The organism is Campylobacter sp. JMF_11 EL3, assembly GCF_027736965.1.
Classification (GTDB): Bacteria; Campylobacterota; Campylobacteria; order Campylobacterales; family Campylobacteraceae; genus Campylobacter_B.
Genome location: NZ_JAOVTJ010000001.1, coordinates 555,388 through 579,892, shown reverse-complemented (window position 1 = coordinate 579,892; position 24,505 = coordinate 555,388). Strand labels below are relative to the sequence as shown.

Sequence of the window (24,505 nt, the reverse complement as noted above, 5' to 3'; positions counted from 1 at the left end):
TCCTACTCAAATATCGCGCGATACCATGGGGATTGCGGTTTGATAATCTCGGTGCTGTTCATCGGCGAATTTTCGATTCTGCTTTCGTAAATTTTAGCTGATTCGTCCTTGCCAGTGCGTTCGTAAAGGTCTTTTATGTCTTTATTGAGCTGGTGTTCGGCTAGGCGAAGTTTGGTCATCATGGTCTCTAATAGCGGTCTATACTGGCTTTGAGGGTATTCGATGATAAATTTGCGAATTTCATCTATGCTATTTAGCATTAATCGCTGATTGCGACCTGGGCGCGAAAATGAGTCGAAATTTGCTCTGATTTTTAGGTATCTTGCATACTCGATTTTTCTCGCGGTGCCGTATCTGCGGATGTATTCGTCTAGATATTTGTTTGCTTTTTCGTAATTTTCGTCATCGACGAAGGCTTGCGCCATAATCAGCGTCATTTCTTCCAAAAGTGGTGAAGCGATGTGCTCGCTAGCAAAGCTCGTGTAGTGCGTCTCGGCATCATCGTATGAAAGCGAGTTTAAATCGTCTAGGATTTGCGCATACCATGCTTCTTGGCTGAGGTTAAAAAGTGTGCCATCGCCCTTCGAGCTACAACCGCCGATAAATGCGACAAACAAGGCACAAAGTAGAAATTTGATTAAATTTTGCATATTTTTTCCTTGTGAAATTTTAACCCGCAATTCTATAATATTTAGGTAAATATACACCAAAATTTCACTCAAATTTTAAAAATTTCATTTTGTATGCGTAAAAATAGCAAATTTAAGGTTTTGCGTTGTATAATTATGCGTCTAGCAGTGGATATTGAGTATCCATGAGTAAAATTTAAGGAAGGCGAGATGAAAAAGGGTTTCACTCTGATCGAGTTGGTCTTTACCATCGTAATCTTGGCTATTACTACAATGGCCATACCGCGTATAGTCGCTCAGACGGTAAATTTAAATATGTTTGCCGTGCAACAGGAGCTTGTTTATAATGCTAAATCTATGATGAGCCGTATCCAGCCGGCGAAGTGGGATAGTGCATATAGTACTTCTGCTGGTTGTACTGGCGGTTGTTCAAATGCTAATGTTATTCATAGTGTGAATATAGCTGCTGGTGCGACAAAAGAAAGTAGAGTCGGGATTTTGGATTCGGAAGGCAAGGATAAAAAAGATAGTATTAGCGATGTGGGTCCGACACCGTATGGGAATTTTGGCATAGGGGTTGGTTCTATTCGATACGCAGGAAAAGATAAATCTATTAGCGCAAATCAACCTTATTGGGATTTAGATGATTATCAAGGTTTTAAACATAAGATAAAAAGTTCAGATTTGGTTACAGGCGATTTTGTTCTTAATACAGAAACTGTTGTTAGTGTAGATTATGTAGCTGATCCATTAGTAGTTGGAAATTATAATAATAGTTCTACTTTGGTAGCTAATTTTGGCACTACTCCTGCGAATGGAACTCCTACAAATGTTAAAATGGTAAATGTTATTGCGACAAATGAAGATGATCCAGGAGCTAGCGTTGCGCTTAGATATTATGGTTTTAATATAGGCTCTGGTTCTATGAAAATAGATAAGCAACAGTATTAGGAATATGACATGAAAAAGGGTTTTACTTTAATAGAATTAGTAATGGTCATAGTGATTTTGGGTATAATCTCTATGTTTGGTGCCGATTTGTATTCTCAAATATATAAATCATACTTGCATACCCGTGCGCTAAATCAGTTAGAATCAAGGACGCAAAACGCGATTACTTTAATATCAAATCGATTGGAATATCGTATTTATGGAAGTGTAATCGGTAGAGAAGCGGGTAAGCCTATAACGGATTTTATCAATCTTGCTGGTATTAGTAAAGATCACGATATTATCGAGTGGATTGGTCAAAGTATAGAAACTAAGAATATAAATAATTCAAATCCTGGTTGGAGTGGTTTTGTGGATATGAGCTCTATCCCAAATCCTTTTAATGACGCGGATAATAAGGCAAATTCTATACTTTCTCAGGGTAGTAGTTTGAATAGTGTGAGTAATATAATTGATAAATTGACATGTGTTAATAAATCTAATTGCGCAACAGGTAGATATAATGATTTTGTTATTATATTTACTTATTTGGCTAATGACTATGATGGTGTGAATATCGATGGTGCGTATGGATACAACGGCACAGGCAATAATAGCGATAGAGTTTATGTAGCTAGTGCAACAGTAGGCAACAATGATGATGAGAATTTGACTATCACAAATTATCCAACTCGTTTGGACAATGTTGGCGCTACTGTTCGAGAGTTCTCAGATCAATACTATTTGGCGCATTCAGCATATGCTATTTATCCTACTGGAACACAAGTGGTTAATTATGGAGGTAAAGCTGGTAAAAATTTTAATCTTACCTTGGCTTACAATTATAGACCATGGGCAGGTGAAAGATATAGTGACGCAACAACACAAAAAGTTTTGTTAGCAGAAGATGTGTTTATGTTTAGATTTAGAGATGATAATGGTGCTGTCGAAATGAAACTATGTATGAGAGATAATGGTAGAAATTTTGACCCTAATCAATTAGATATGATTATGTGTAAATCTCAGGTGGTGTACTAATGAAAAAGATGAGAAGAGCTTTTGGCTTGATAGCCGCAATATTTTTTATCGTTTTAGTTGCCACTACGGCTATTACTGCGCTTTCTATCGCTACGATGACAGCCCGCGATACAAATAATGCTCACAACCGCGAGCAGGCTGTGCTTTTAGCGCAAAGTGCGACAGAGTATGCTGTTTTGGCTATGCAACAACATGTGTATCCAACCACAACTACTGACAATGCAGAGTGTCTAAATCAAATTGATATTACTTATCCGAGTCGTAACGAATCTCTTTTTGATATAAATGTTACAATTAGTTACTTGGATGCAAATATGCCTGCTAGGTGCAACAGGGCATCAACAACTGCATTTAGCAAGACGACTGGGAATGCTGTAACTAGCCACGCAGCCATTATTGATGTTGTCGTTACTTCGACACCGGCTCTTGATTCACCGCGAATCAGATACCATAGAAGAACAATACAAAAACCTTAATTTCAATGGAGGAAAGAATGAATTTAAGTATAGTAGGAAAACAGTTTGAACTAACAGACGCTATTAAGGATTATATCACACAAGCGTTTGATAGTCTAAAAAAATACAACCTTGACATTATATCAGGTCGCGCTGTCATATCAGCAGATGAAAAACAAGGTCGCAAGGGCTTCGTCGTGGATTTTTCGCTAAATTTAGCTCACCAAGACACAATTGTCGTGCGCGAAAAAGACAAAGACCTATACGCAGCGGTAGATAACGCAACAAATCGCCTTGCAAAAGTGCTTCGTCGCTACCACGACAAGGTAAATTCGCACAAAAACCGCGATGATATGAAACAAAACGCAGTAGATGAAATCATCAAGGCTAGCGAGCCGAATTTAGACGATAATGTCGATGAAATCGTCCCAACAGAGTTAGATCTTTACAAACCGCTAGAAATCGACGAGGCGCTAAATAAATTAAAAGAAAGCACCGATCAATTCCTAGTTTTCAACGATATGGACGCTAAAATGCGTGTTTTATACAAACGCAAAGACGGCAAATTTGGATTATTCTAGGATTTGATTTTCTAAATTTTGCCAAATTTCACGGACAGGTTCGCCTGTCCGTTTTTTATGGCAAATTTTTGCAAAATTTGCCATTGCAAACCGCTAAATAAATGCGGAAAACCACGAATTCAAAAATCAAAATTTATAAATTCCACAAATTTAAAGAATTTCAAATTTTGCCAAATTTAACCTTTCTAAATTTCATTTTTACCCAAATTTTTAAAATTTTAGCTAAAATTGCGAAATGAAAAATTTAAAGATATTTTTGGACGAATTTAAAATTTTTATCAAATCCTGGCGCAAGATTTACGATCCGCACCTCATGCACTACGCCTCGTCGCTTAGTTTTCACACGATTTTGGCATTGCTCCCTGTGCTTATGGTATCTTTGAGCGTATTTATGCAGCTGCCTAGTTTTCACGATTATTACGCCAAAATCAAGGCATTTATCTTCTCAAACCTGCTTCCAGCCAACCAAGAAAGCCTGATTCCGTATTTGGAAGAGTTTATGGCAAACGGCCTAAGCCTTGGCGCACTGGGATTTTTGGCGGTGCTTGTAACTTCGATTTTGTTTTTTGATGATTTTGAGGAGATTATCGCGCAGATTTCGCACTCGCCAAAGCGCGGTTTTTTCAAAGGCCTTAGCACATATTGGACGCTTATGACACTGGCTCCCGTAGGGCTTGGCGCGTCGTTTTTCATCAGCTCAGAACTTCAAAATTTACTCGATAAAACCGAATTTTCTAGGTGGATAAATTTGCTCTCGGTTTTGCCATTTGTTATCATTTGGGCTATTTTTGCTATCACTTACGCTACGGCGATAAACCGCGAAATTCGTCCCAAAGCCGTGCTTATATCCTCTCTCGTAGCCTCCACATTATGGTGGATTTCTAAGATTATTTTCGCGCAGTATGTGTTTTATAACAAAACCTATCTTAGCATTTATGGTTCGTTTTCGGTGGCGCTGTTTTTCTTTTTGTGGATTTACATAAGCTGGATTTTTTATCTAAATGGCGTGAAATTTTGCGTTTATTTGGATAATTGCTTTAAAAATTTAAAGCGCAATTAAATTTCATTAAAAAACACATTTTAATCTTTTTTGAGTTATAATCTTAAAATTTTTAATCCAAAAAAAAGGAAATAAAATGGAGCAACAAAGCAAATTTTTAAATAGAGAGTTGAGTTGGCTTCGCTTTAATTCGCGCGTTTTAACTCAGTGTCAAAAGCAAATTCCGCCGATTGAAAAATTGAAATTTGTAGCGATTTATAGCACAAATTTAGATGAGTTTTATATGATTCGTGTGGCTGGGCTTAAACAGCTTTTCACAGCTGGCGTAACAGCTAGCGGTGATGATGAGATGACGCCATTAGAGCAGTTGCGCGAGATCCGCTCATATCTCAAACACGAGCAAAACGAGCTAGAAGCGCACTATATCGCTATCAAAGAGGAGCTTAGCAAAAATGGCCTTTTTATCAAAAACTACGACGAGCTAACCCCTGATTTAAAGCTAAGTGCCGATGAGTTTTTCTTCAACCAAATCATGCCAGTAATTATCCCAATCGCCGTAGATGCGACGCACCCGTTTCCGCACCTAAACAACCTTAGCTTTTCGATTGCAGTCAAACTCTGCGACGCAAATGCGCCAGAGGCTATTCATTTTGGTATGATTAGGATCCCACGCGTGCTTCCTAGATTTGTGCAGGTCGCAAAAAACACCTATGTAACGATTGATTCAATCGTAAATCGCCACGCCGAGGAGATTTTCCCTGGCTATAAGCTAATCAGCTCGGCTGCGTTTAGGGTTACAAGAAACGCTGATATCGTAATCGAAGAAGAGGAAGCAGATGATTTTATGATGATACTCGAAGCCGGTCTTAAACTGCGCCGCAAAGGGGCTTTCGTGCGACTTCAAATCGCCAAAAACGCAGACCCTGATTTGCTAAATTTCTTAAACGAACATCTTAAAATTTTCTACAAAGACATTTTCGAGTGCTCGATCCCGCTCACACTTGACGGGCTTTGGGAGATAGCTGGCAACAAGGATTTTTCCTATCTAGCCCACCCACAGTATCTGCCAAAAACACTGCCTCCCTTTAACGAAAACACCTCAGTAATGAGTGCAATGGAAAAAGATGATATTTTGATTTTTCACCCTTATGAGAGCTTCGATCCAGTTCAAAAACTCATCAAAGAAGCTAGCAAAGACCCCAAAGTTATCTCAATCCGTATGACGCTATACCGCGTGGAGAAAAACTCGCCAATCGTCCAAAGCCTAATCGAGGCTGCAAGCGATGGCAAACAAGTAACCGTAATGGTCGAGTTAAAAGCTAGGTTTGATGAGGAAAACAACCTGCACTGGGCAAAGGCACTAGAAGACGCTGGCGCGCATGTGATTTATGGAATCGCAGGTTTTAAGGTCCATGCAAAAGTCACTCAAATCATCAAAAAAGAAGACGGCAAGCTTAAATTTTATATCCACCTAGGCACGGGCAATTACAACGGAAGCAGTGCGAAAATCTACACCGATGTGAGCTTTTTTACTTGTGGGGATACTTTTGATAAGGATACGACAAATTTTTTCCACATACTCTCAGGTTATAACAAAAACCGCAAATTAGGTAACCTTTCAATGTCGCCAATGCAGATAAAAGAGAGAATTTTAAAGATGATCAAGGTCGAAGAGAGCAAGGGAAGTGACGGCAGAATCATCGCTAAAATGAACGCCCTCGTCGATAGCGATATGATAAAGGCGCTTTACAAAGCGAGCCAAGCTGGGGTTAAGATCGATCTCATAATCCGTGGAATTTGCTGTTTGCGCCCAGGTGTGGCGGGACTAAGTGAAAATATCAAAGTCCGCTCAATCATCGGCAAATACCTAGAACACGCAAGGATTTTTTATTTCAAACACGCAGAACCATGCCTATATATCGCAAGCGCGGATTGGATGCCACGAAATTTAGAGCGAAGACTCGAGCTTATGACGCCGATTTATAGCGAGGCTTTGCAAAATAAATTAAAAGAAATTTTGAAATTACAGCTTAGCGATACCGAGCTTGCTTACGAGCTTGGAAGCGACGGCGAATATAGCGCAATTAGCGTGGCAAACGAAGCAGAGCGCATTAATAACCATGAGTATTTGGAAATTTTCTTTAACAAAATTTACAAATCTGCACGCAAACACGATGACGGCGCGATTTTAGCGACGAAACTTCTAAAAGAGAGTTAAATTTATCTGGGCTAAATTTACACGCTAAATTTAGCCCAAATTTCAAAATTCACAGCCTGATACTTATCGTTTTGTAATTGTCTTTGTTTCTAAAAGTCAGCAAATTTTGCAAAATTCCAAACAAAATCATAAATGTGATAAAACTACTTCCACCATAGCTAAAAAACGGCAGCGGCACGCCCACGACAGGGGCAAATCCGATGACCATGGAGATATTAACCCCAGCGTAGATAAAAATCAGCGTCGCCAGAGCCGAGGTAAAAACCCGTATGAGATAATCGCTGCCAAAGTCGTAATTTAGGCTAAGCAGGTGCATGATTAAAAGCGCGTAAAAGCCGATGAGCGCGAGTGCGCCGACAAATCCGAAGCGCTCGACCATATAGGCAAAGATAAAATCGCTCGTGGCAATTGGCAAAAATTTAAAGTGAGTTTGGGTAGCTTCTTCTAAATTTTTGCCGTAAATTCCGCCATTTCCGATAGCGATGACGGCTTGTTTGACCTGATAGTTGTGCTCTTCGCTCAAAAAATCCGTAATGCGCTTTTTTTGATAATCGTGCAGGTTGTTATAAAGCACGGGCGAGCTAACGCTAAAAGCTAGCACCAGCGCAATCCAAATTTTTTTATTCACGCCGATGATAAAAAGCGTCGCAAATCCCATTAAAAAAAGAATTAGCGCGGTTCCGAGGTCTGGTTCTTTGGCGATTAGCGCAAATGGCAAAAGTATATAAAAGCTAAATTTAGCGAAATCCTTCACGCCATAACCCTCGGGCGGTGGCGGATTTTTGTGGATTAGATACATTAGCATTAGCATGCACGCTGGTTTCATAATCTCGCTTGGTTGCAGGGTAAAATGCACGAACGGCAGCTCCAACCAACGCTTCGCGCCAAGCTTGCTAATGCCGAAAAATTCCACGCTTAAAAGCAGGGCGATATTTACCCAGTAAAACAGCGGAATCAAATACAAAAATTTGCGAATTGGAAACAAAAAAAAGACCATAAAAACAACAAAACCAACCCCAAAATAAACAAGCTGTTTGTTGCCAAGTGTGGTGTTTGCCTCGCTGATTAAAAGGTATGAAAAAATAATAATCGGCAAAATCAGCAAAGGTTGAATATAATCAAAATATGATAAAATCTTTTTGTCAAATTTCAAAGTAAGTCCTAATAAATTTTGGGCGATAATAACAAAAAAAGGTATAAATTTGGATAATTTTACAGCAGATTGCGTGGCGAGAATCGATGTTTTTTTAAGCGAAAAATTGGGCATTTCGCGCAATCAAATTTCGAATTTAATCAAATCAGGCAGTGTTTTTATAAACCAAAAAATCATAACCAAATCATCGCAAAAGCTAAATTTGGGAGATGAAATTTGTGTAAATTACCCTGCGCCTACTCATAGCGATGAGGCGAAATTTAGCTTTGAGGGCGAGATTGAAATTTTATACGAAGATGATGATTTGCTAGTGCTAAATAAGCCCGCTGGCGTGGTCGTTCATCCAGCCCCAAGCGTCAAAGAAGCCACGATTGTAGAGTGGCTACGCCAAAAAGGCTTCATGCTCTCCACGATAAATGGTCAAATCCGCGCAGGTATCGTTCATCGCCTAGATAAGGGCACTAGCGGGGCTTTGGTCGTGGCTAAAAACAACGCCACTCACCAAGCTCTAAGCGCGCAATTAAGCGACAAAAGCATGGGGCGAATTTATTTAGCTTTAACAGATTTGCCCCTAAAAGAGCCTTGCGTGATAGATCGCCCGATTGATCGCAACCCAAACAACCGCCTAAAAAAGGCGATAATTCCGGGCGGACGCGAGGCAAAAAGCGCGTTTTATACGATTTTTAGCGATGATTGGGGGCAGGCGAAATTTAGCCAGAGCGGCAGCGACAAATTTGGCAAAATCAACCTAATCGCAGCCAAGCTTTTTACTGGGCGCACGCACCAAATCCGCGTGCATTTGAGCTCGATTAATCGCCATATTATCGGCGATTATTTATACGGATTTAAGAGCGAAAAAGATAAAATAGCAAGAATTTTACTTCACGCTTATGTGCTGTATTTCACGCACCCACGAAGTGGCGAGCGTATGCAGATTACGGCGCCTTTGCCGGTGGAGTTTGAGAATTTGATACAAAATCACGATAAAAAGGATGAAATTTATGAAAAAATTTTACCAAGTAGCATTTTGCGCGAGTTTAGCGATACTAGCGGCTGGTTGCTCCTCTCATAGTGTGCCGGGCGGAAATGATGCAAGCTTGCCACGCGTCGAGGGGATTAAAAGTATCTCTGGCACGAACGAAATCGGCTTAGAGTGGCCAAATTACGGCTCATATCCTAACCTTTTAGGATTTGTGGTTTATCGCGCTGATATGGGCGGTGGCGAAGCCAAAAAAATCGCAACCCTAGCCGATCCATACACTACGCACTTTGCCGATACTCGCTTGGAGCCAAACACATCGTATAAATACACCGTGCGCGCTTATGGCATAAATGGCGTGGGAGAGAGCTCGCCTGCTGCGATTGTAAGCACGACAAAGACGATTGATTCTGTGCCGTTTGCGCAGGCTTACGCACTGCCAGATCGCGTGAAAATTATCTGGCGTCCGCACCCTGATTTGCGCGTGGCAAGCTACACTATCGAGCGCAGGGTAAAAGGCGCTGATTCGTGGAGTGGCGTTAAAGATATCGCGGGCAGACTTAGCGCAGAGTATATTGATTATGTAAATTACACCGCAGGATACGAATACCGCATAATCGCAAAATCGCAAACAGGCATGCTCTCAATCCCAAGCGCACCAATCCAAGTAAGTCAAATGGCGGAATAAATTGCCAAATTTTATTGCAAAAAGCGTAGAACTACCGCGCCTTCCATTTAGCAAGGAGGGCGTGGAGCTTTTGGAGTCTGCTAGTGATGAGAGTTGCACTCTCGTGCGCACAAGGTGCTTTGATAACGAATTTTTCGTCACTCTCAAATACGCCAAAGACAAAGTCGTAGTCAAAGGCGAAAAAACCACCAAACCAGCCAAAATTGGTATTTTGCAACGCGCACTTGAAATTTACGAGAGAGAATTCGCAAGCGGCGTGATTTTTAGCGCATTTGCCTTTAAAAGCAAATCCCTAACCCAAAAAACTCCGCTCGTGTTAGATGAAGATGAAATGCTAAATTTACTCAAAACCACGAAATTTAGCCAAATTTTCGTCGAAATCGGCTTTGGTTCGGGCAGACATCTGCTATATCAGGCTCGCACAAATCCGCAAACGCTAGTAATTGGAATCGAAATTTACAAGCCTAGTATCGAGCAGGTCGCAAAACTAGCGATTAAAGAGGGTTTGGAAAATGTCGCTTTGATAAACACTGACGCGCGAATTTTGCTCTCGCTAATGCCAGCGAATTTGCTCTCTCGCATATTTTTGCACTTTCCTGTTCCTTGGGACGATGCCCCGCACCGCAGAGTCATTAGCAATGAGTTTGTTCATCAATGCGTGCGAACTCTCAAAAAAGGGGCGAAATTCGAGCTTCGCACAGATAGCGATATGTATTTTGAATATGCGCTGGATAAATTTGGCGTAGCGCAAAATGCAGGGCGTGGCGTGATAGAGCACTTTAAAAACAGAGATTTAAGCGTTAGCTCGAAATACGAGGATCGCTGGCGCAAAATGGATAAAAATATCTTTGATTTGATTTTTACTAATAGCGATGAAAACGGCGAAGAACCGGCGAAATTTGATATGAATTTTTCAAATTTTAACCCGCAAAAAATAGAGGCAAATTTCAAAAATTTGACTATCAAAGGCGAGGGATATTTTGTCCATTTTGAGAGAATTTATAAATTTGATGATAGCGATGAGGTTTTGATTTTGACCTCGTTTGGGGCGTTTGACTTCCCGCAACAATGCTTTATTCGCATCGGGGCAAAGACGGAGTATTTTTTAAAAACTCCGCTAGCCACAAGCGAAAATTACAAAGCACACAAAAAAATAATGGAGATTTTTGAGTTATGGCAGGCATAGGAGCTGATAATAACATAATCACCGCCGAGGGGCTTACACTGGGATATGATAGCGGTGAGGTCATAAAAAATGCTAGTTTTGGCATAGGCGCAAGGGATTTTGTCGTAATTACTGGTAAAAGCGGAAGCGGCAAAAGCACGCTTTTGAAGTCATTTTACGGCGATATGGATATCAAAAGCGGCGAACTTAATGTTTGTCTGTGCGATTTAAACGGCATTAGTCGTAGCGATTTGCGCACACTGCGCCAAAGAATCGGCATAATTTTTCAAGATTATAGGCTGATTAATGAATGGACGATCGAGCGAAATATCATGCTACCGCTGATGATAATGGGCTATAACGAGCAAGTTTGCCAAGATCAGGCCAAAAAACTGCTCCGCCATATCGAGCTTGGACACAAAATGGGCAAATACCCGCTAGAACTAAGCGGTGGCGAACAGCAACGCGTCGCCCTAGCGCGCGCTATGGCGCACAATCCGCGCTTGCTACTTTGCGACGAGCCTACTGGAAACTTGGACGATTATTCAAGCGATATTATTTGGAATTTATTGCGCTCAGCTTGCGAGGCGTGGAACGCTTGTGTGGTTATCGTAACGCACAAAATGCCTAGCACTTTGCGTTTTGCGCATAGACATTTCGAGATAAAGGACTCCCATGTCACTGAGATCGATTAAAACGCATTTTGGGGTTATTTTTTCGCTTGTGGCGCTTTTGTTTTCGGTGCAGTTTGGAATTTTTGTAAATAATTTAGCCAAAAGTTACGAAAAATCTATCCAAAACGAATACAACATCGTCCTTGTCTCAAAAAAGGCGCTAAGCCTAGAAGAGGTGCAAGATAAGGTCAGCGATATCAGCCAAATCATCGAAATCCCAGCTGATAATATCACAGATAGATTAAAGGGTAAAATTTCAGAAGCAGCCTTTGGCGAGCTTAGCAAAAATTTGCCTAAATTTTACAGCATTAAGCTCGAAAACTTCCCAGACAGCGCGCGTTTAGAGGACATAGAAAGCGCGCTAAAAAGCATGGGTTCGCTTAGCAGGGTTGAAATTTTCAAAAAAACCCACGATGATATTTTTAAAATTTTGCTACTAATTAAAAGTTTGGTTTATGGATTTGCGCTTTTAATCGTGGTTTTAGGCCTTATGCTAATTCATCGCCAAATGCGAATTTGGGTCTATGAACACAAAGAGCGAATCGAGATTATGGAGCTATTCGGCGCTAGTTTTATGATAAAAAGTGGCAGGCTATACCGCATGGCACTAGCCGATAGCGTGCTAGCTACGCTAATTGTGGTGGCGTTTTATCTAGCGCTTCCAAATTGGCCGATTTTCATGCAAACCGTGAGTCAAATCACAAATTTAAGTGAGACGATTGTTTTGCCGTATGAACCGCTCATTTTGTTTGGTATCGCTGTGGGGCTGACAGTTATCGCAGTTACATTTGTAATGCTAGAAGTAAGTGGTAAAAAATCACAATGAAGCGTTTGATGATACTGTGCGCGCTTGCGTTTTTCGCATACGGCGCACCGACTACGAAGGAAAAAATCGCCCAAAGCAACAAAGAGCTAAAAACCTCTAAACAAGAGGAGATGAGGCTGTCTAAAAAAATCGATGAAATCGCTGATTTAATCGTGCAAGAACAAAACGATTTTAAAAAGCGTGAAAATGAGATAAAAGAGCTTAGCCAAAATATCGAGGAGCTAAAAGAAAAATACGCAAACGAAGAGCAAGAGCTAGAAAATCTCAAAAAGCAAAACGCAACCTTGCTTAGCGTGCAAAGCGAGCTAGAAAATAAAATCGTCCAAATCATCTCCCAAGAGCTCTCATTTGATCTCATCAGCGACACAAATTCCAGCGTTACGCCTGATTCTATCGTGGCTAGCGAGGTTTTGGGTGGATTAGAGAGCGTGATGAATAGCGAGCTAAATAAGCTAATGAAGGATTATGAAAATAATAAAAATTTCATCGACGAACAAAACAAAAAAATCGCTCAAATCAACGAAAATATGGAAAGTTACAGCCAAAAAAAGATAAATTTGAGCGAAAAGCAAAACGCACAAAAAGAAAAAGTAGCTAGCCTGCAAAAAAACAAAGATAGCTATATCGCCCAGCTCGAAAAGCTAAACGCCGAGCAAGACGCGATTGCAAAAACCTTGGCTGAGCTTAAAATCATTGATGATAAAGAGGAGCGCGAAAAGGCTGAAAAAGCGGAAAAGGAACGCATAGCCAAACTAGAAGCGCAAAAGAAAAAAGAAAAAGAAGCCAAACAAAAAGAGCTTGAAGCCAAGAAAAAAGAGTATGAAAAGCAAAAAGCTGCCGCCAAAAAAGCTGGCAAAGAAGCTCCGCCTGCGCCTAAATTTGAGCCTGAACCTGAATCAGAGCCTAGCGAGCCAGCTGATGAGAGAGTTAGCAAAATCAACACCAAGGTCAAACAATACGGGTCTAGCTACCAATCCTCTCGCGTGAAAAAATACACCGGCGCGAAAACCTCTGCGCCGCTTGACGGGGCGTATGTGAAGCGTAAATTTGGCAATTACAGCGATCCTGTTTATAATATCAAGCTTTTTAACGAAAATATCGTGCTAGGCTCGAAAAGTGGCGACACGCAGGTAAAAGCGGTGCTAGCTGGCAAGGTCGTATTCGCCAAAGAAACAGCCGTGCTAGATAAGGTCGTCATCATCGAGCATACGGGCGGAATCCACACGATTTATGCGCATTTAAATCAGATCCCAAACACTGTGCGCGTGGGCTCTTCGGTCAAAAAGGGCTACACAATCGGCAGAATTAGCTCGGATCTAACATTTGAAGTAACGCAACAAAACTACCACATAAACCCACTGGATTTGATTTCGCTTAAATAAATTTTCTTGCAATGTCTAAATTTGGCATTGCAAGAATTTTATAAAAAATCGAAGCTGTAACAAAAAATAAAGCTGTGTTAAAATTTTTTATTAAAAATTGAATTTCTTATACTTATCCGCCATTTTTTACAAAATCAAAATATCTTTTTGCATCTTCTTTTGCCTGTTTTTCTGCGTCGTAATCTATATTTCCACAATTATCAAATTTTATTGGTTTTGGATATATTTGTATCTCTCTGCCAAAATAGTATTGTTTTTTATACATTTCAATATTATCACCAGTTTTAATATGATTAAGCATGATAATATGTTGATGTCTATCGTAAAAAAAATCATAGTCTAATAATATGCTTGTGTATCTTTTTTTAAATATTATTGGCTTACTAAAACCAGCAGTGTTAGTAATTTCGTCAATAATTAAATAATCTTTCGGATTTACTTTTTGTAATTTCATATTTTTAACAATATCATCAATTCTCTTACCTTTTTTAAATTCTTTATAAAACGCTTCATACCAATTCTCTAATGTAATATTTTCTATTTCGTAATATCCTATTTCGTCTTTATAGCAACCTTGACTATCTTGTTCGCAGATTAGTTTGTTATATAGTATTTCTTCTTTTAAATTTTCATCTAAAAATTGCCAAATTGCTTTGTGTATATCCGAGATATTTAAATTTCTTAAATATTTTTTTTCACTCAAACAATAACCTTGTTGGTATTTTCTATAATTTTCTTTGCTTACTATTTCAAAGCCGTATTTTTTAGAATAATTCGGCACAGTTCTAATAAAACCAAGACATAAAATAATCGTTATAATTGCAACAAACCAACTTATTTTTTTAAATTTGGTATCGAACAATTTTTTAAATAAATTTTTCACTTTTATTTCCTTTTATAAAAATTTCTTTGCAAATTTAAATTCAGGTCGTATCGTTTAGCCACGATACGAAGTTCTGTTTTTAAATTTATGATTTTGTAAATTTCGTTGTCATTGCGAGAGTTTGAAAAACTCGAAGCAATCCAGAGAAATTCCGATAAATTTTAATCCACAAATGAATTTTGTTGAATTTTAAATTTTCTCTAAATTTTACTGGATTGTTTCGTTCGTTGCACTCGCTCGCAATGACAGCAAATTTGCAAAATTTAAATTTTAAAGTCGTAGATTGCCACGAATTTTGCTAACGCAAAATTCTCGCAATGACAAACCCGGCGTAAATTTTGCCTAATAATTTGTCATTGCGAGGCGTGAAGCGACGAAGCAATCTACGAGTAAGAAATTTAAAATTTCTAAATTTGCAAAAATTTCGGCGCAGTGTTTAAAGGGCTAAATTTGCCACGCACTCTTTGAATAAATTTCCCCTCTGGGCGTAGCTTTTGAACTGATCTAGGCTAGCGCAGGCTGGGCTTAGGAGCGCGACTTCGCCCGCATCAGAGAAATTTTCATCTATTTTGGCGACTGCGTTTTTCAAAAATTCGCACCTAATGCACGGAATTTTAAATTTTTCGCATAAATTTACGAGTTTATCGGTGTTTGAGCCAATCGCATAAATTTGCAAATCATACGGCGCAAAACTCACAAATAGTGGCTCCAAATCCACGCCCTTATCATCGCCACCCAAAATCAGGTGTATTTTTTTGTCCTTGTAGCGTTTAAGAGCTTGCGCGCAAGCATCGATATTTGTGGCTTTTGTGTCATTTACCCACATGCGATTTTTTACATCAAAAAATTCTTCTAGTTTGTTTGCCTCGATTACAAATTCGTTCAAAAGCTCCACACTAGCTTTATCGGTTAGGATTTTTTCGATACAAAGCGCAAGAAGTGCGTCTAGCAAAAACGGCGTTTTAAATGAAATTTTTTCAATTTCGATTTCAAATTTAGCTGCCAAATCATTTTCGTCTTCGTAGCAAATCACCCTTGCGCGCGAGTTTTTCACAGCCTCGCTACTGGCATACACGGCTGGGATTAGCGCTACTGAGCCCTCGCTCATAGCTAGAAGTGGCGAGAGTTTGACGCGCTCGTATTCAGCGAAACTGCCATGCCAGCTAAGATGATCTGGCGTGATTGGCAAAAGTGCGTAAATCCCAGGGTGCGCGGTGCGTGTGTAGTGAATCGTAAATGAGCTAGTCTCTAATATCCAAATTTTCGCACTCTTGTCCAAAAGCGCAAGTGGCGTGCCCACATTTCCGCCCATAAGCGAGCCGTGGCGGGCTAGTAGGTGCTGTGTCATCTGCGTGGTTGTGGTTTTGCCATTTGTCCCGCTAATCCAAATTTTAAAAGGCGCAGTATTTGCGAAATAATCATACTCGCTGATTAAATTTTTAGCGGTTTTTACTAGATTATGCTCTTTGGGAAATCCTGGGCTTGGGATTTCTAGCTCGCTTTTTGCGGGGTCAAAATGGCAAGGGGCCAAAAGCGCATTGCCAAATTCGTCAAATTTAGTTTCATCAGCTTTGAAATTATCATCATAAATATCCCAACCACCGCTTTTTGCTAATGCTTTTGTAGTGGTGCCGTGTCCAAAGAGTGATTTTTTCATTTTTTTTCCTTATCTTAGTTTTATCGAAGTTAGCGCGATTAAATTTGCCATTAGCGCGATTATCCAAAAGCGAATTATGATTTTATTTTCGCTCCAACCTTTCAGCTCGAAATGGTGATGAATAGGCGCCATAAGGAAAATTCGCCTTTTAAACATTTTAAAGCTTCCCACCTGCAAAATCACGCTTAGTGTCTCCATTACAAAGACAAATCCGATTATAATTAGCAAAAATTCGTTTTTTGTCACAATCGCGCAGTATCCCAAAAACGCCCCCACGCTCAGGCTTCCGCTATCGCCCATGAAAACTTCGGCTGGGTAGCAATTAAACCACAAAAACCCAAAAAGTGCGCCGATAAGGGCTGCGATGATGATACTTAGCTCGCCCACACCTGCGATTTTTGGCAAAAATAGGTATTGCGCATAAATCGCGTGTCCGCACAAATACGCAAAAATACCAAGGCTAGCTAGCGAAAAAACAGAGGGAATTGTGGCTAGCCCGTCAAGGCCGTCGGTTAAATTTACAGCGTTTGAGCTTGCGCTGAAAACTATCATCCAAAATACAATGGCGAAAAATTCTAAATTTATTATGTGGTTTTTTACAAAGGGCAAATACAGCTCGCCACCAAGCGGACTGAAAATATACAGCGTAAATGAAATCCCCAAAGCTAGGGCATTTTGGAGCAAAAGTTTGGTTTGCGGGCTAAGCCCTGCGTGGTTAGAGGCACCCAAAATTTTAGACAAATCGTCCTTAAATCCTATCGCGCAAAACCCAGCTAGCGTGATTAAACCGCAGATTGTGAAAATGCTAAATTTCACGCACAAAGCACTCGCCACAATCGCTGAGAAAACAAAGACAAGTCCGCCCATTGTGGGGGTTTTGGACTTTTTTTGGTGCGTTTGCGGGGCTAGGTCGTAGATAGGCTGGGAGGCGTTTTTGGCTCTGGCCCAAGATATGAATCGTGGCATTAGATACACGCTTAAAATAAAAGCTATGAAAAACGCGATTCCAGCGCGCGCTGTGGTGTATTGAAAGAAATTTATATTTGTGATTTGGTAGATATAATATAACAAAATTTGCCTTTTAAATTTTATTTTAAAACCGATTATTTTAATACTTTCTTTGTAAAATTTAGCTTTTAAATTTTAAATTTTGTGATATTTGCTAAAAAAAAGTATAATGCGAAATTTCAATGTCCGCATTGAATTTAGGAGAAAAATATGAAACAAAAAACAATTCTTGTGATAACTGACGGCATAGGTTGCAATCAAAGTGCCGAATTTAACGCCTTCGCCGTTGCCAAAAAGCCGACTTACGATATGCTTTTCGCCTCCGTGCCAAACACGCTACTTCGCACATCTGGGCTTGCGGTGGGCTTGCCTGAGGGACAAATGGGAAATTCTGAGGTCGGGCACATGACGATTGGAAGCGGTCGCGTGCTGTATCAAAATCTAGTCAAAATTGATAAAATGATCGAAAATGACACCCTAAAAACTGCGCCTGAAATCGTAAATTTGCTAAAAATTTGCCCTAGGGTGCATGTCATAGGGCTATACAGCGACGGTGGCGTGCATTCGCACATGCGCCATTTCGACGCGCTTTGCCAGATAGCAAAAGACGCTGGCGCGCAGGTTTTTGCCCACGCTATCACTGACGGACGCGATGTAAGTCCCACAAGCGGGGCAGGGTTTTTGCAGGCTTTGGAGGCGAAATTTAGCGTAGGAAGCGTTTGTGGGCGGTTTTATGCTATGGATAGGGACAATCGCTGGGAAAGGGTGCAAAAGGCCTATGCTGCGCTAATGGGCGAGGGCGAGAAGCAAAAAATCTCCCCAAGCGAGTATGCTCGCAAAAGCTATGAGAAGGGCATTACGGACGAATTTATCGAGCCAGCGATTTTTGGAGAATTTGACGGGATTAAAGAAAATGACGGAATTATTTTTGTAAATTTCCGAAATGATAGGGCGCGTGAGATTTGCCAAGCTTTGAGTATTGAGGATTTCGCGGGCTTTGAGCGTAAATTTTGCGTGCGAAATTTAATCACCATGACAGAATACGACGCGAAATTTCCATTTCCAATCATCGTCAAAAAGGACATTTTGCAAAATACTCTTGCCGAGGTCATCGCGGACGCGGGACTTAGACAGCTTCACACTGCCGAGACCGAAAAATACGCCCATGTTACATTTTTTTTCAACGGCGGCAGCGAAGAGTGCGTGCAGAACGAAACCCGCATTTTAATCGACAGCCCAAAGGTTGCAACCTATGATTTGTGCCCAGCTATGAGCGCTCACGCTGTGTGCGAGGCTGTGATAAAGGGTATTGAAGGGGGCGAGGATTTTATCGTGGTAAATTTCGCTAACGGCGATATGGTCGGCCACACGGGCAACTTCGACGCTGCGGTTAAAGCAGTCGAGGCGGTAGATGAGTGTCTGGGTAAAATTTACGCTAAGGCAAAGGAATTTGATTACGCTTATGTGCAAATTTCAGATCACGGCAACTGCGAGCAAATGCGAGGGGCGCAGGGCGAGCTTCTCACAAACCACACGACTTTTGATGTGTTTTGCTTCGTGAGCGCACAGGGCGTGAGTGAGTTAAAGAGGGATTTTGGGCTTAGCAATGTCGCACCAACTATCTTAAAGCTAATGGGGCTTGAAATTCCAGCGCAAATGGACGAGGCGCTGTTTTAAAATTTGAAATTCAAAGAAAGGATAAAAAATGAAATTTAGTGGAAAAAATGTCTTAATCACAGGCGCAAGTAGAGGAATCGGCGCAGATATCGCCAGAGTGCTAGCTAGTATGGGGCTTAAAGTGTGGATCAATTACCGCTCAAAGCCTGAGCTAGCCGACGCGCTTTTAGAAGAAATTCGAGCAAATGGCGGCGAGGGCGCTGTGGTGAAATTTGACGCGACAAACGAGGCGGAATTTATCGAGGCGATAAATGCGATAGTTCAGAGCGACGGCGAGCTAAGCTACCTCGTCAATAACGCAGGTATCACAAACGACAAACTTGCACTTCGCATGAAAACCGAGGATTTTACGAGCGTAATCGACGCAAATCTCACTTCGGCTTTCATCGGCTCACGCGAGGCGCTAAAAGTGATGAGCAAAAAACGCTTCGGCGCAGTTGTAAATATCGCCTCAATCGTCGGCGAAATGGGCAACGCAGGGCAGGTGAATTACAGCGCGAGCAAGGGCGGTATGATAGCGATGAGCAAGAGTTTCGCCAAAGAGGGTGCGAGTCGCGGAGTGCGCTTTAACTGCGTGACACCGGGCTTTATCGCTACTGATATGACAGACGCTCTAAGCGATGAGGTCAGAGCGAACTACGAGGCAAATATCCCGCTTAAACGCTTCGGAAGCGCGCAAGATGTGGCGCACGGCGTGGCGTTTTTGCTTAGCGATTATGCTAGCTATATCACCGGCGATGTGCTCAAAATCAACGGCGGACTTTATATGTAACCAAATTTTGCCGAATTTTCGGCAAAATTTTAAATTTTCTTCTTAAAATTCTACATTGTTATTTTTTGACACAATATGACAAAAAATCCATGTAAAATTGCTCCAAATCAAAAACAAGGAGCAAAAAATGGAAATTTCAATCACAAGAGCGTTGGCCCAGATTAAGTTGATTGATAAAAAGTTGCAAGGCGGGGATTACAAACTAGCCAAAGTCGCGATAAACGGCGTTTTGGTAAATGCTAGCAACCAAACTCCGCAAGATTTCTTAAAATACGCCAATGGCGTGCTGGATAGCAGGGCGGATTTGCGCAAGAAAAAACGCGCGCTAAAAGGCGCAGTTGCCAAGGCAAATGTGCAAAACACCATTAAAATCGGCAAAGAAGAGCTATCTATCATCGAGGCTATCGAATACAAGGGCATTGTGAGCGCCTGGATCGATGAATTATCTATGATGATTGCTTACCTTGATGAGGCGGCGAAAATCAAGGAAAAAGAGGAAGCCAAAACCGAGGAAAAGGCGCAAAAAACGCTAGAATCTATCTATGGCACAGCCAAAAACACCTTGCCAAAAGATACGATCGAACAAACTCTAAAAAGCTTCCGCGATGCCTATAAAATCGAGATTATCTCGCCACTTACTTTGGAAAAAGCGATTGCGCAAAAAGACGAGCTAGTCACGCTTTTAAGCGAGATTGATTTGAGCCTGTCCGAAATCAACGCCAAAACGATGATTGAAATCTAACCTCGCGCAGGTTTGCGAAATAGGGCGAAATTTGAGATTTGATACCGCCCTAGCGAGCATATCGAAAACGAGCGAAAAAGGAGACCAAGAAAGCGCCACTTGGCAAAAAACGGCGCGCTAACAAACTATAAAGATCTGCTAAATCTTTTAGAGACTGTGTATCTCATCTGGCTCATAACCAGAATCAGGCTTGTTGCCTGAGCCGCTTAAAGTGCAAAATTTATAGTTTAAAATGCAAAAATTAAATTTCAAATTTAGTTTTCGCAAAGTTAAAATTTTATGATGCGTGCTAGTTTTGCGCGCCTTAAAGTTATTTAAAATCCTAGGTAAGGTTTTATAAGTTTTTTCCTTGATCTTGCTTGTTTGGACTAGGCTGATATGCTCGCTAGGGCGGTAGTTTGGGGGGCAGAAATGAAACAGAATTTCGCCTATTTGCGTAGGGAATTTTGGCGGAATTTTAGCTTTTAAATTCGGCTAGAATTCCGCCTTTTGTGGCGGGAGTTTTCCGTGCGTGTTTGCGTAAAATTCCCTAGCTATGCCCTTTACGATACCTTTTAGTTTGCGCGGGGCTAGGACTTTTATGCGCGGAAGCCACTGCTTGATGATGTTTAAAATTTCGGCGAAATTTGTTACGCTAAATTCGACATTTATGCTCCCGTCATCGTTTTCGCAAATGATTTCTTGGGTGGGGTAGAATTTTTTGAGCCTAAAATACTTGGCGTGTTCTTGCGGGATTTGCAAAATTACTTTGATTAAATTTGCCCTGAAATTCGGCGAATAGCTTGCCCATGGCGAGTTTATGAAATGCAAAAAATCTAGGTAATTTTGGTCGCGCTTGAACTCTTTTCCGCTAAATTTGACCTCGCTCATCATTGCGATTCGAAAAATCACATGCGCGTGCTTGTGCGGGCGTTTTTGCAGTCCTGCGAGGTAGAAATTTTGCTCCATAAACATTATTTTATACGGCTGGATTGTAAAGTGCGAAATTTTGCCCGCGTTTGTGTATTTAAACGAAATTTCTTTTTTATAAGTTATCGCGCGCTCTAAAATTTTAAACACTTCCCGCCTAGCAAAAATTTCCTCGTAAGGCTTGTGTTTAAAGATATATGGGCTCTCATCTAGGTTTTTTAAAATTTTATCTTGCATGGATTTGCTTAAATTTTTCGAAATTTCTAGGCTGGATTTGTGAGAGAGTTTTATGATTTCTTTAAGCATAAAAAATTCGCTAGAATTTAGCATATTTTCAAAAATTGCCTTTTGCGAGCTTTGGTAATTTCCGCCCTCTAAATGCACGAAAATATCGCCAAAAATTTCTTTGATGACCTCCAAATCTCGCCTTAGCGTGCGCTCGCTGACGCTGTATTTATCCGCTAAATTCGCCAGATTTAGCACACTGCCTTTTTGCAAATCATATATGATTTCGATCACGCGTTTGACCGAGCTATCTTTACTCAAAATTTAACTCCAAATTTTATAATGTCAGGGCGCGTATTATAGTAAAAATGTTTAAATTTCGATACTTTAAGCAAACTTATTATAATATAACGAGTTATTTTTTTAAAGGAGTTCCAAATGGCAGCATTTGAAGATGTAAGAGATGTAGTTGTGGAGCAACTTAGCGTTGCACCTGATCAAGTAAAACCAGAAGCAAAAATTATCGAAGATTTGGGCGCTGATTCATTAGATGTAGTTGAGCTAGTAATGGCTTTGGAAGAGAAATTTGGCATCGAAATTCCAGATAGCGAATCAGAGAAATTAGTAACAATCGGCGATGTCGTAAGCTATGTAGAAAGCTTAAATAAATAATTTAAATTTTAAATTTTAAGGAATTGATCTTGAAAAGAGTCGTAGTAACCGGAATTGGCATGATTACAGCCCTTGGCCTTGATAAAAAAAGTAGTTTCGAAAACATTTGCAGCGGAAAAACCGGAGTAGGCAAGATTACACTTTTTGATGCGAGCGAATTTCCAGTTAGCATAGCAGCCGAAGTTAAGGATTTCGATCCTAGCGTGGTTGTCGAAGACGGCAAAGAGATCAAGAAAATGGATAGATTTATTCAACTAGGACTAAAAGCTGCCACAGAGGCTATGCAGGATGCCAAATTTAGCGAATTTGACGCTGATGAGTTTGGTATCAGTTCAGCCGCTGGAATCGGTGGTTTGCCGAATATTGAGATCAACTCAAATGTCTGTTTGCAGCGTGGTCCTAGGAGAATTTCTCCATTTTTTATCCCATCTGCACTAGTAAATATGCTAGGCGGATTTATTTCTATTTATCACAATCTCAAAGGTCCAAATTTAGCCAGTGTTACAGCTTGTGCGGCATCTACTCACGCTATCATCGAGGCAGCGAAAACTATCCAAGTCGGTGAAGCGAAAAAAATGTTAGTCGTTGGCGCTGAGGCTGCGATTTGCCCTGTCGGTATCGGTGGATTTGCCGCTATGAAGGCACTTTCTACCAGAAATGACGATCCTGAGCATGCAAGCAGACCGTTTGACGGGGAGAGAAATGGCTTTGTTATGGGAGAGGGCGCGGCTGCGCTTGTTTTGGAGACTTACGAGGACGCAGTTGCAAGAGGGGCTAAAATTTATGGCGAGCTTATCGGATATGGTTCTAGCGGTGATGCGTATCATATCACTTCGCCTACGCTTGATGGTCCGCTTCGCGCTATGAAAAAGGCCTATAAAATGGCTGGCGAGCCAAAGGTTGATTATATCAACGCTCACGGCACATCTACTGCGGTAAATGACAGAAACGAAACAGCAGCTCTAAAAGAGCTATTTGGCGCAAATGTCCCAGCTGTAAGCTCGACAAAGGGTCAAATCGGACATTGTCTTGGCGCAGCTGGTGCGATCGAGGCAGCGGTTGCCCTACTAGCTATGGAAAGTGGAATTATCCCTCCTACAATCAATCAAATTTCAAAAGATCCAGAGTGTGATTTGGACTATGTCCCAAATACTGCGCGCAAAGCACAGATTGATTGCGTTATGAGCAACAATTTCGGCTTTGGCGGCACAAACGGATCTGTAATCTTCAAAAGAGTGAAATAATGGCAAGTTATCTTGATTTTGAAAAATCTATTAAACAAATAGATGATGATATCGCCAACGCAAAAATTCGTGGCGATGAGGACGCGGTTGAGATTTTAAACAAAAATTTAGAAAAAGAGGTCGCTAAAATTTACAAAAATCTTAGCGAATACCAACGCTTGCAACTAGCCCGCCACCCAGATCGTCCTTATGCGATTGATTATATTAGAGCGCTTTTAAAAGACGCTCACGAAATCCACGGCGATCGTGCGTATCGCGATGACGCGTCGATTGTGTGCTACCTAGGTATCATCGGCACACGCAAAATCGTCGTAATCGCAGAACAAAAGGGTCGTGGCACAAAAAACAAATTAAAGCGAAATTTCGGTATGCCTCACCCAGAAGGTTATCGCAAGGCTCTAAGAGTGGCGAAATTAGCCGAAAAATTTAATCTGCCTATTTTATTTTTAATCGACACTCCGGGTGCATATCCTGGAATCGGCGCCGAAGAGCGCGGACAAAGCGAGGCAATCGCACGAAATTTATATGAGCTTAGCAATCTACGCACTCCAACAATCGCCGTAGTTATCGGCGAGGGCGGAAGCGGTGGCGCGCTAGCTATCGGCGTAGCTGATAAATTAGCAATGCTACAAAACTCAATCTTTTCGGTTATTTCGCCGGAGGGCTGTGCGGCGATTTTGTGGAACGATCCAGAAAAAAGCGAAGCAGCGACAAAGGCGTTAAAGATTACCGCTGAGGAGTTAAAAGAGCTTGATCTAATCGACGATGTCATCGAAGAGCCTAAAATGGGCGCTCACAGAGACAGAGACGGTACAGCGAAACTGCTAGGAAACTATGTTTTAGCCGAGCTTGACAAGCTAGCAAATCTCTCAATTGATGAGATTATCACTCGCAGACAACAAAAAATTCTAAAATTTGGTGCGTTTAAGGAATAAAATTTTATAATTACAGACACCTTTTACCGCCAAATTTTAAATCTTCAAATTTCAAAGAGGAAC

24 protein-coding genes are annotated in these 24,505 nt (G+C 41.0%); 18 read left to right on the top strand and 6 right to left on the bottom strand.

Annotation, left to right across the window (positions count from 1 at the left end):
- Positions 1-2 precede the first annotated feature (2 nt).
- Complete coding sequence (locus OFN67_RS02885) at positions 3-650, bottom strand: outer membrane protein assembly factor BamD (protein WP_270859336.1); 648 nt, start codon at positions 648-650, stop codon at positions 3-5.
- 189 nt (positions 651-839) lie between these two features.
- On the opposite strand from OFN67_RS02885, the gene OFN67_RS02880 reads away from it, so the two are divergent.
- From OFN67_RS02880 to OFN67_RS02855, 6 genes are all read left to right on the top strand, one after another.
- Entirely contained in the window at positions 840-1,580 is a 741-nt protein-coding gene (locus tag OFN67_RS02880) for a type II secretion system protein (protein ID WP_270868102.1), read from the top strand.
- Between the two features lie 9 nt (positions 1,581-1,589).
- The gene (locus OFN67_RS02875; protein ID WP_270868101.1) at positions 1,590-2,597 is read left to right on the top strand and encodes a prepilin-type N-terminal cleavage/methylation domain-containing protein; all 1,008 of its coding nucleotides are present in this window, start codon (positions 1,590-1,592) and stop codon (positions 2,595-2,597) included.
- Positions 2,597-3,073, top strand: a complete 477-nt coding sequence (locus tag OFN67_RS02870; RefSeq protein ID WP_270868100.1) for a type II secretion system protein — start codon at positions 2,597-2,599, stop codon at positions 3,071-3,073. Before OFN67_RS02875 ends, OFN67_RS02870 begins: the two co-directional genes overlap by 1 nt.
- Positions 3,074-3,090: 17 nt before the next feature.
- Complete coding sequence (gene hpf / locus OFN67_RS02865) at positions 3,091-3,633, top strand: ribosome hibernation-promoting factor, HPF/YfiA family (RefSeq protein WP_270868099.1); 543 nt, start codon at positions 3,091-3,093, stop codon at positions 3,631-3,633.
- Positions 3,634-3,868: 235 nt separating this feature from the next.
- Complete coding sequence (locus OFN67_RS02860; protein WP_270861963.1) at positions 3,869-4,693, top strand: YihY family inner membrane protein; 825 nt, start codon at positions 3,869-3,871, stop codon at positions 4,691-4,693.
- 76 nt (positions 4,694-4,769) lie between these two features.
- A complete protein-coding gene (locus OFN67_RS02855; protein WP_270868097.1) occupies positions 4,770-6,851 on the top strand; it encodes an RNA degradosome polyphosphate kinase in 2,082 nt (693 codons plus the stop codon).
- Between the two features lie 49 nt (positions 6,852-6,900).
- On the opposite strand, the gene OFN67_RS02850 is transcribed toward OFN67_RS02855, so the two are convergent.
- On the bottom strand, positions 6,901-8,004 hold the full coding sequence (locus tag OFN67_RS02850; protein ID WP_270861961.1) for an FtsW/RodA/SpoVE family cell cycle protein: 1,104 nt from the start codon (positions 8,002-8,004) through the stop codon (positions 6,901-6,903).
- Between the two features lie 49 nt (positions 8,005-8,053).
- Here OFN67_RS02850 and OFN67_RS02845 point away from each other — a divergent pair, with 49 nt between their 5' ends.
- From OFN67_RS02845 to OFN67_RS02820, 6 genes are read left to right on the top strand one after another with little or no spacing between them, the layout of a single operon-like run.
- Positions 8,054-9,076, top strand: a complete 1,023-nt coding sequence (locus tag OFN67_RS02845) for an RluA family pseudouridine synthase (protein WP_270868096.1) — start codon at positions 8,054-8,056, stop codon at positions 9,074-9,076.
- The gene (locus OFN67_RS02840; protein ID WP_270861959.1) at positions 9,006-9,671 is read left to right on the top strand and encodes a hypothetical protein; all 666 of its coding nucleotides are present in this window, start codon (positions 9,006-9,008) and stop codon (positions 9,669-9,671) included. The genes OFN67_RS02845 and OFN67_RS02840 overlap by 71 nt, the downstream gene beginning before the upstream one ends.
- Before the next feature lies 1 nt (position 9,672).
- Positions 9,673-10,857 (top strand): tRNA (guanosine(46)-N7)-methyltransferase TrmB, encoded by a 1,185-nt coding sequence (trmB, locus tag OFN67_RS02835; protein WP_270868095.1) that lies wholly within the window; start codon positions 9,673-9,675, stop codon positions 10,855-10,857.
- Positions 10,845-11,531, top strand: a complete 687-nt coding sequence (locus OFN67_RS02830) for a cell division ATP-binding protein FtsE (protein WP_270859346.1) — start codon at positions 10,845-10,847, stop codon at positions 11,529-11,531. Before trmB ends, OFN67_RS02830 begins: the two co-directional genes overlap by 13 nt.
- Positions 11,512-12,336: a hypothetical protein gene (locus tag OFN67_RS02825; protein ID WP_270868094.1), complete on the top strand. Its 825-nt coding sequence runs from the start codon at positions 11,512-11,514 to the stop codon at positions 12,334-12,336. Before OFN67_RS02830 ends, OFN67_RS02825 begins: the two co-directional genes overlap by 20 nt.
- Positions 12,333-13,718 (top strand): murein hydrolase activator EnvC family protein, encoded by a 1,386-nt coding sequence (locus OFN67_RS02820; RefSeq protein ID WP_270868093.1) that lies wholly within the window; start codon positions 12,333-12,335, stop codon positions 13,716-13,718. Before OFN67_RS02825 ends, OFN67_RS02820 begins: the two co-directional genes overlap by 4 nt.
- A gap of 112 nt (positions 13,719-13,830) precedes the next feature.
- Here the strand turns inward: OFN67_RS02820 and OFN67_RS02815 are convergent, their stop codons facing one another.
- From OFN67_RS02815 to mraY, 3 genes are all read right to left on the bottom strand, one after another.
- Positions 13,831-14,601, bottom strand: coding sequence for a hypothetical protein (locus tag OFN67_RS02815; protein WP_270868092.1), 771 nt, complete (start codon positions 14,599-14,601; stop codon positions 13,831-13,833).
- 436 nt (positions 14,602-15,037) lie between these two features.
- A complete protein-coding gene (gene murD, locus OFN67_RS02810) occupies positions 15,038-16,258 on the bottom strand; it encodes a UDP-N-acetylmuramoyl-L-alanine--D-glutamate ligase (RefSeq protein ID WP_270868091.1) in 1,221 nt (406 codons plus the stop codon).
- 9 nt (positions 16,259-16,267) lie between these two features.
- Positions 16,268-17,329: a phospho-N-acetylmuramoyl-pentapeptide-transferase gene (gene mraY / locus OFN67_RS02805; protein ID WP_270868090.1), complete on the bottom strand. Its 1,062-nt coding sequence runs from the start codon at positions 17,327-17,329 to the stop codon at positions 16,268-16,270.
- Positions 17,330-17,476: 147 nt separating this feature from the next.
- On the opposite strand from mraY, the gene gpmI reads away from it, so the two are divergent.
- The 3 genes from gpmI to OFN67_RS02790 all read left to right on the top strand — a co-directional run bounded on the left by gpmI (position 17,477) and on the right by OFN67_RS02790 (position 20,457).
- A complete protein-coding gene (gene gpmI / locus OFN67_RS02800; protein ID WP_270868089.1) occupies positions 17,477-18,943 on the top strand; it encodes a 2,3-bisphosphoglycerate-independent phosphoglycerate mutase in 1,467 nt (488 codons plus the stop codon).
- 28 nt (positions 18,944-18,971) lie between these two features.
- Positions 18,972-19,715, top strand: coding sequence for a 3-oxoacyl-ACP reductase FabG (gene fabG / locus OFN67_RS02795; protein ID WP_270868088.1), 744 nt, complete (start codon positions 18,972-18,974; stop codon positions 19,713-19,715).
- Positions 19,716-19,842: 127 nt separating this feature from the next.
- A complete protein-coding gene (locus OFN67_RS02790) occupies positions 19,843-20,457 on the top strand; it encodes a hypothetical protein (protein ID WP_270868087.1) in 615 nt (204 codons plus the stop codon).
- A 474-nt stretch (positions 20,458-20,931) separates the two neighbouring features.
- Here the strand turns inward: OFN67_RS02790 and OFN67_RS02785 are convergent, their stop codons facing one another.
- Positions 20,932-21,912, bottom strand: coding sequence for a helix-turn-helix transcriptional regulator (locus OFN67_RS02785; RefSeq protein ID WP_270873954.1), 981 nt, complete (start codon positions 21,910-21,912; stop codon positions 20,932-20,934).
- A 117-nt stretch (positions 21,913-22,029) separates the two neighbouring features.
- On the opposite strand from OFN67_RS02785, the gene acpP reads away from it, so the two are divergent.
- The 3 genes from acpP to accA are packed head-to-tail and all read left to right on the top strand — an operon-like array spanning position 22,030 to position 24,442.
- The gene (gene acpP, locus OFN67_RS02780; RefSeq protein ID WP_270859356.1) at positions 22,030-22,263 is read left to right on the top strand and encodes an acyl carrier protein; all 234 of its coding nucleotides are present in this window, start codon (positions 22,030-22,032) and stop codon (positions 22,261-22,263) included.
- A gap of 29 nt (positions 22,264-22,292) precedes the next feature.
- Positions 22,293-23,507, top strand: coding sequence for a beta-ketoacyl-ACP synthase II (locus OFN67_RS02775; RefSeq protein WP_270864609.1), 1,215 nt, complete (start codon positions 22,293-22,295; stop codon positions 23,505-23,507).
- On the top strand, positions 23,507-24,442 hold the full coding sequence (gene accA / locus OFN67_RS02770) for an acetyl-CoA carboxylase carboxyl transferase subunit alpha (RefSeq protein ID WP_270870577.1): 936 nt from the start codon (positions 23,507-23,509) through the stop codon (positions 24,440-24,442). The genes OFN67_RS02775 and accA overlap by 1 nt, the downstream gene beginning before the upstream one ends.
- Positions 24,443-24,505 lie beyond the last annotated feature (63 nt).